This is a genomic window from Planctomycetia bacterium, from assembly GCA_034440135.1.
Lineage (GTDB): Bacteria > Planctomycetota > Planctomycetia > Pirellulales > JALHLM01 > JALHLM01.
On record JAWXBP010000521.1, the window covers coordinates 1 to 7,081 of the forward strand.

The 7,081-nt window shown below is 62.1% G+C and carries 7 protein-coding genes; 4 read left to right on the top strand and 3 right to left on the bottom strand.

From position 1 onward, the window contains the following. The 3 genes from SGJ19_29300 to SGJ19_29310 all read left to right on the top strand — a co-directional run. Positions 1 to 346, top strand: a 346-nt coding sequence (locus SGJ19_29300) for a hypothetical protein (protein ID MDZ4784363.1), incomplete at its 5' end; no start/stop codon positions are given. Between the two features lie 140 nt (positions 347 to 486). Then, on the top strand, positions 487 to 2,760 hold the full coding sequence (locus SGJ19_29305; GenBank protein ID MDZ4784364.1) for a hypothetical protein: 2,274 nt from the start codon (positions 487 to 489) through the stop codon (positions 2,758 to 2,760). A 320-nt stretch (positions 2,761 to 3,080) separates the two neighbouring features. Next, positions 3,081 to 3,338, top strand: a complete 258-nt coding sequence (locus SGJ19_29310) for a hypothetical protein (GenBank protein MDZ4784365.1) — start codon at positions 3,081 to 3,083, stop codon at positions 3,336 to 3,338. Positions 3,339 to 3,344: 6 nt separating this feature from the next. Here the strand turns inward: SGJ19_29310 and SGJ19_29315 are convergent, their stop codons facing one another. The 3 genes from SGJ19_29315 to SGJ19_29325 all read right to left on the bottom strand — a co-directional run bounded on the left by SGJ19_29315 (position 3,345) and on the right by SGJ19_29325 (position 6,286). Beyond that, complete coding sequence (locus SGJ19_29315) at positions 3,345 to 3,842, bottom strand: hypothetical protein (protein MDZ4784366.1); 498 nt, start codon at positions 3,840 to 3,842, stop codon at positions 3,345 to 3,347. Between the two features lie 405 nt (positions 3,843 to 4,247). Further along, entirely contained in the window at positions 4,248 to 5,999 is a 1,752-nt protein-coding gene (locus SGJ19_29320; GenBank protein MDZ4784367.1) for a cation acetate symporter, read from the bottom strand. Then, positions 5,996 to 6,286: a DUF485 domain-containing protein gene (locus SGJ19_29325; GenBank protein ID MDZ4784368.1), complete on the bottom strand. Its 291-nt coding sequence runs from the start codon at positions 6,284 to 6,286 to the stop codon at positions 5,996 to 5,998. Before SGJ19_29325 ends, SGJ19_29320 begins: the two co-directional genes overlap by 4 nt. Positions 6,287 to 6,630: 344 nt before the next feature. Between SGJ19_29325 and SGJ19_29330 the strand changes: the two genes are divergently transcribed. Beyond that, a partial coding sequence (locus SGJ19_29330; GenBank protein ID MDZ4784369.1) for a hypothetical protein occupies positions 6,631 to 7,081 on the top strand: 451 nt, incomplete at its 3' end.

Consider the following 7,081-nt stretch of genomic DNA (forward strand, 5'->3'; position numbering starts at 1 on the left):
TGCGACTCCGCCGGCAGAGGAAGCCCCAGCCGACGACGAAGCCAGCGATCCATTCGGCGGCGACGATGCGTCAGCCGAGGATACTGCTGCCGAAGAGGAAATGCCCGCCGAAGATGCGGCCCCGGCCGACGAGGAGAGCGACCCCTTCGGCGCGGACGACACCGCTCCGGCAGCCGATGACGCCGCTCCGGCGGCGGATGACGCTGCTCCAGCCGAAGAGGCTGCCGACGAAGCCGATCCGTTCGGCGGCGATGATGCCGCGGCCGACGACTCCAGTGCCGCCGAAGCGCCGGCCGACGACGCCGCCCCGGCCGCCGATGACGAAGAGGATCCTTTCGGTAGCTAGTGCAGCGACCCGAGGTTATCATCGAAATCCCGACCGCGACCGTGTGAGGTAAGCCGCGCACGGTCGCGGGTTCGTTTCGTCTCCCGCCTCGCCGCGCGCCACGCGGCGGATTCGCTCCTCCAGCCGACGAGCCAGCCGCCATGCGATTGCTCACATCGCCCGCCGTTTTTTGTTTCACTGTATTCGCACTGGGCGCGGCCGCCTTGGGCGCCCCCCGCATCGACGACATCTCCCTGCGCGGTTTGCAATCCGGCGCCAAGACGACGGTCACCTTATCAGGCGCCGAACTTCTGCCGGAGCCGCGACTATGGCTGGGCGATCAGCCCATTGCCGCCGCGCTCAAAGGGAGCGGCGCGTCCGAGCGCATCGAATTGGAAATCGAGCTGCCGCCGGACAGCTTCCCCGGCATCCGGCTACTCCGCATCGCCAACGGGCAAGGCATCTCCAACGCCGTCGCGGTGGTCGTCGATGAACTGGTCCAATCTCCACTGACCAGTGAAGCAGTGAGCGTTCCCATCGCGATCACCGGTCGCTGCGATGGCGCGACGCGCGTGATTGTGCCGTTCGACGGCCAAGCCGGCGCAATGTTCGCCGTGGAAGTCGAAGCCAAGCGACTCGGCAGCCCGTTGAATCCCGTCATTCACTTGCTTGATGAGAACGGCGCTCAGTTGGCCTGGGCGCAAGGCGTCTCACAATTCGACGGCGACGCGCGACTCACCGCGACCTTGCCGCGCGACGGCCGCTATCGCATCGAATTGCACGACGCCCTGTTCCAAGGCCAGCCTCCGGCGTTCTTCCGCTTGAAGCTCGCCAACGCCGCAATCGAAACGGTTCCCTTCCTGCGCGGGATGACCGAACAAGAATTGCTGGCGCGATCTCTGACGGGACTGATCGGCGAACGAGTCAACACGGGCGCCTGGCATCCGGTGCGCCTCGCACTTCCTAGTACCGCACCGACCGGCTTACTGCGGATGTACGTCAGCCCCTGGCGCGAAGTCACCGAGGAAGTCGATTCCGAGTTGGCCGGAACCATGACCGCTCCGGTCGGCATCAACGGGCGATTGTTGTCCCCAGGCGAAGTGGATGCCTTTCGCGTCGCGGTCACGCCCGGAACGAAACTGAAAATCGAATGCTGGGCGGAACGGGCGAACTCGCCGCTCGACGGCGTACTCACAATTCACGACCCGCAAGGCAACCAATTATCCGTCGCCGACGATCAATCCGGCACCACGGATCCGGGCCTGGAATTCGACGTGCCCGCACAAATCGCATCGATCGAGCTCCGCCTGCGCGACCTTCGCCATCGTGGCGGCGAAGCGTTTCGCTATCGACTCGAAGTCGTCCCAGTCGATCAGCCGGAACTGCGCGTCACGTTCGACGCCGATCGCTACGTTGTGCCCGTGGGCGGCGCGGCGATCGCCCGCGTGCATGCCGATCGCCGCTCCTACGGCGGCCCCATCGCGTTGGCCTTCAATTCACTTCCGACCGGAATGGTCGCCGAGCAAGCTCTCCTTCCAGCCGGCGTGAACGACGCACTGATGTCATTGCACGGCGCGGAGCCCAACGCTGCAGGCGTAGTCCACGTGCAAGCTTCCACCGTGGACGCGCCGGAAACCGTCACGCGCACAGTCACCGGACCGGCGAATGCGGTCAGCGGCTACAGTCCCTGGTTGGCCGGCGAATTCGCCATCGCCACTGCGCCCGCCGCGCCCCTGACTGTCGCCTGGGGAGCGCCTTTAGAGACCGACGCACTGACACTCGCCGGAACAACAGCGCTGCCCGCGCAAATCCAACGCACGGAAGGCGTTGCCGGTGCGGTGCGACTATCGCTCATCACTAGCCAGGTGCCGCCGACAAAGATGGAGAACAACCAGACGGTTCCCGACGTCGACCGCACGTTACGGCTAGCGCAAGAAGCCGTGCTCGCCGCCGATCAAGTCGATGCCACGGTCACCCTCGCGGTACCCGCCGACTTGCCGGATCTGCCGCATGACGTCGCGCTCAAAGCGGAACTACTCGGCGGCGACGGCAATCAAGTCCTCGCCACCGCCTACTCGGCCGTGCGACGATTGCCGGTGAGGAAGCCTACGTTCCAATTGCGCTTGGCCGGCGCGGCGGAAATCGTGCCGACCGCCGATGGACAAATGGCCGTCGAACTTCGTGGCACGGTGGAACGCTCGCCCGGCTTTGGGCGCGCAGTCACAGTTAAGCTGGAAGGACTGCCAACGCCGGCGACCGTCGTCGTTGCCGAAGGCCAAACGGAATTCTCGCTAACAGTCCCGCTACCAGCCGCGTTGCCTTTGGCGGAACTGCGGAACTTGAAGCTGACCGCTGCGAGCGAACTCGCGCCGCAAGTCTTCGTCCCGGCCATGAACGAACTGCCGCTCAAAGTCCGCCTCGGCGGAGAAGGCTAGCGATTGCTCATCGCGCCGATAGCGTTAAGCCCAGGGAAGGCCCTCGAAGTCTTTGCTATCACCAAAGTCTTGGGTGGCCTTCCCTGGGCTTTTTCTTGTCGCGCCGCCGTTAATCTGACAGTGAGAAACGCTGCGGGCCTGAATCGGTGTTTAGCTGAGTTGGAAGGTCTTTAACCGTTTCGGTTTAGGCAGCCAGCGACGCCAATTGCCAGGCGCAGCAAGTTCGCCACATGCGCCGAACTTGCACGCTTCGCAGGGCCCCCTATACTTGGCATAGAAATCGGAAGGCCCGTTCCGCGGTCAGTACAGGGAGTCAGAACATGAAGCGATTTGCCACGTTGATGTTGGCCACGGCGATGCTCGCCCCGTCGCTGGGGTGTCGCGACCTGGCCGAGGAAGTCGCGGATGAGGCCGCCGAGGTGGTCCGAGATCAAAAGCACAAAGTGATCGAAGGCGCCCAAGACGCCGCCATCGAAAAACTGGATGAGCAGCGCGAAAAGGCCACTGACAAAGCAGCCGAGGCCATCACCAGCGAAACCGAAGCAGCGGAAGGCGGCAGTTCCGACGAGACGTATTGAGCGGCTCTAAAACCCAAATCGTTTCGCCGGTTCCCCTTCGACAAAGTACCCGCGGTACGCTTCGCCATAGCGCTTGAGCGAATTCTGGTACAAGTGTTCGTAAACCGCCCGCAGGTCCGTCTCGGGCGCTGCGGCCGAGATTTGGAATTGCGGGCCGTCGGGAATGATTGCCAACAGGTAATGCTCGGGCAACCGTTTGAGCCGGAACTCGAAGCCGATCGTGTGGCAAGGCATCTGATCGACCTCTTCCATCACGTCGATCGACACGCCGAAATGCCAAAACGTGTCGTCCCCCAAGTTGAGCGCGCCTGCCGGCCCGTCGACCTTTCTACCTTGCCAGTTGCCCTGGGTGGCGAAATAGCAGACGACATCCTCGTCCACGCCTAAGTATTCACGCAATCCCTCGACAAGTTGCGAAGTGAGCGCATAGCAGTCGATGCGGTGCTGGACGAATTTCTCGCGCAAATCCCGCAGGGCGGCAGAGAGTGTTTCGTATCGGGACATGGTGTGCCTGACGTCAGAGGATACTCGTTGGGTGTCAACAAGAAAGATAACGGAAGGCGAGCCTCATACTAGCCCGACGCGCCAGCGAGGGGGAGTAAGCGCCGTTCGATGTACGACGTCTACTCCCCCTCGCTGGCGCGGTTTGAAGTTGCGCCTTTCGGGCAAAAGGCGATGGGTGCCTGGGGCAGGGGCATAAAACAAGCGGCAATCGAAGTCCGTCACGCTGGGGCTTCGGTTGACTGTACTGAAGGTCGCAACGATGCCCCAGCGCGCGAGACGTCGCGGCACATTCACCGCTGCCCCAGCCCCAGGCACCCACCTCTGCTTTCGAAAAACATGCAAATGCGCAACTTCAAAACTGGCGCGTCGGGCTAGTGTTTAGAGATGTCGCACTCAACCTTCGCCTTAGCGCTCCTTCGTCAGCAACGACACCAAGATCACCGTCGCAAATCCCAGCGGAATCGTCACGATGCCCGGCTGACTGAACGGCACCCAGGCGTCGGCCGGGGCGAGTCCGTAAATGTCGCGGAATGTGTCTTCGCTCAGCAGAATCCAGGTGAGCGACGAGATCATGCCGACCAGGATCGCCGTGGTGATCCCCTGGCGCGTGGTGCCTTTCCAAAACAGCAGCATGATCAATGAGGGAAGATTCGCCGAAGCGGCCACGCTGAACGCCCAGCCGACGAGGAAGTTGACGTTCATCTTCTCGAACAGAATGCCAAGCGCCATGGCCAACGCGCCCACCACGACGGCCGCAATTTTGGCGATGCGAATTTTTTCGTGATCGGTGAGCGGAGTGCGGACGAAGCTCCCAGCCAGGTCATGCGCGACTGCCCCGCTGGAGGCGACGATCAATCCGCTGACCGTGCCCAGCACCGTGGTGAAGGCGATCGCCGAAATCACCGCGAACAGCAGTTCCCCCATGCTCCGCGCCAAAAGCGGCGCGGCCATATTGCTGTTCGTAACGTCAATGGCGCCGCTGGTCATCGCGCCGAGTCCCAGGAACAATGTCAGCACGTAGAAAAACCCAATACTGGCAATGCCGACCACGGTGCTCTTTCGCGCCGCGGCCTGATCTTTCACGGTGTAGTACCGAATCAAAATATGCGGCAACGACGCCGTCCCGCAAAACAGCGCGAGCATCAATGACAGGAAGTTCAACTTGTCCTGAATCCGCTCGCTCCGCACTCCCTTGAACGTCGGGCTGTTGCCCGGCCGCAGAATTTCCGCGCCGGGCACGACGCGCTGCGAATAAGTAGTCAACGTACTGCCATCCGGCTCGGCCTTCGTCGCCGAGCTCCAGAGCACGACTTCGCTTTGCTGCAACGTGCTCAAGAACTCCAAGGGACCCAGCGGACCGGTTTCCAACTTGCCGTCAGGAAGCTTGCTGACATGCCCCACCCGCCAGAAGTCCGCGTCCTTCGATTCTCCCTGTGGCAATCCGTTGACGATGCGTTTCCCGTCCGCGGTGACGCGCAGTGTTTGTGTCGCGGCAAACGGATCGGACGCGGAACCGCCGGGGCGGTAGCGTTCATCGACGACCAGCCCGCGCTGCAGGATCAGCACCGTCAACCAGCCGGAGAACAACACCAGCAGCGAGCCTTTGAGAAACTGCACGTAAGTGGTTGACGCCATGCCGGCGGTGACGACGATCAAAACCACGACCGCGCCGACAATCGATACGCCGGCCCAATGCGGCAACCCCAGCAATGGCTTGACCAAAGCGCCGGCGCCGACCATCTGTGGGATTAAATAAAACAAGCTGACGACAAGCGTACTCACAGCCGCCGAAAGACGAATCCCACGCGAGTGGAATTTGCTGTCCAAAGCGTCGGCGAACGTAAATTTTCCGAGACGGCGAATCGGCTCGGCAATCACAAACAGCGCCACGATCCAGCCCGCGAGATAGCCAATCGAATACAGGAAGCCGTCGTAGCCGTAGAAGGCGATCATCCCACAGATGCCCAGAAACGACGCCGCCGAAAGGTAGTCGCCTGCGAAGGCGATGCCGTTTACGAACCAAGGGATACCACCGCCGGCGGCAAAATAGCCCTGCGACGATTTGGCCTTGGCGCCCAAGCGAAAGCTGATCGCCAGCGTGATCGCCACGAACAACAGAAAGACCGAGACCGCGATTCCGGAAGGCTCGTAAATCACGACTTATCGCCTCCCCGACCGGCGTCCTGCCGATCGATGCGGCGACACAGCAATTCGTACAGGAGCGCCATCACAAACGCGGCGACGATTAACCCCAGTCCGTAGAGCACGGCGAGATTCACGCCCGCGAACGGCGTGATTGCCATCCGCTCCGGCGCCAGAGCATTCAGCAGCACGAAGCCAACGTAAAGAGCCAAGTAAACGCAAAACAACTGCAGCCCCAGCCGCGTGCGACGAGGCGAGGCCGCTTCATCGACGGACTTCGTGGCCTGATCGAACCCTGGCATGGAACTTCCTTCGGGCAAACAAGAGGGTGAGCGTGGCCCTAACATAGCGGCGTGCTTCGAGGGTTGCACCTGCCAAGGAGCAGGGCGGGCCAAAACCCTGGAAGACGCCGCCGCCCAGCGAAATCGATGCGTCGAATCCCTGCGAATGGGTGAGTCTCGCAAAAACTGCCAGTTGCCGCGATTCGACGACGATTTGCTGGGCGGGATTGCGCACCTAGCTGTTTCCTAGGTACGCAAGTCGGGCGGCGACGTTTTCGCGGACTGTAACGTGCCGGGCTTACCCTTACGCACTGCGCGATTCCGAACCTTGGCGGTTTGCCGCATTCGCACATCATCCAGGGGCTATGGTTGACATGGTGCGGCCGTCCCGATACGCGGTTTCATCTCGTTTGCCTCTCGCCGTGGTGCGCGCTGCGCGCTGCTTGACGAAGATCAGGATTGCCGGGATGTCCAGTCTGCCAACCCAACCGGAAGAGCGCGCACCTGTGGGCGAAAAACGCGCGCGACTCCGACGGCGGGCGTTGATCGATCTGCTAGCAATTATCGCGGGCTGCGTCGCCACCGTTTTCCTCTGTTACGCCTGCGACGCCTGGGAACGATTCAGTGCGTTCGTGGCCACCGTATCGGCCTGGGACGGCTGGCACCTCCACGAACTGATGATCCTGGCCATGCTGTCGCCAGCGATTGCGGCTGTCTTTATTTACCGCCGCATGCGCGAGCTGGACGCGTTACTACACGAACGTGAATCCCAGTTCCGCTCATTGCAGGCGGCACACGAAACGATCGTGGTCCGCA

What these genes read in the sequence shown, in the direction of transcription:
- SGJ19_29305 (MDZ4784364.1), top strand. Translation starts at nt 487, where the DNA reads ATGCGATTGCTCACATCGCCCGCCGTTTTTTGTTTCACTGTATTCGCA.
- SGJ19_29310 (MDZ4784365.1), top strand. Translation starts at nt 3,081, where the DNA reads ATGAAGCGATTTGCCACGTTGATGTTGGCCACGGCGATGCTCGCCCCG.
- SGJ19_29315 (MDZ4784366.1), bottom strand. Translation starts at nt 3,842, where the DNA reads ATGTCCCGATACGAAACACTCTCTGCCGCCCTGCGGGATTTGCGCGAG.
- SGJ19_29325 (MDZ4784368.1), bottom strand. Translation starts at nt 6,286, where the DNA reads ATGCCAGGGTTCGATCAGGCCACGAAGTCCGTCGATGAAGCGGCCTCG.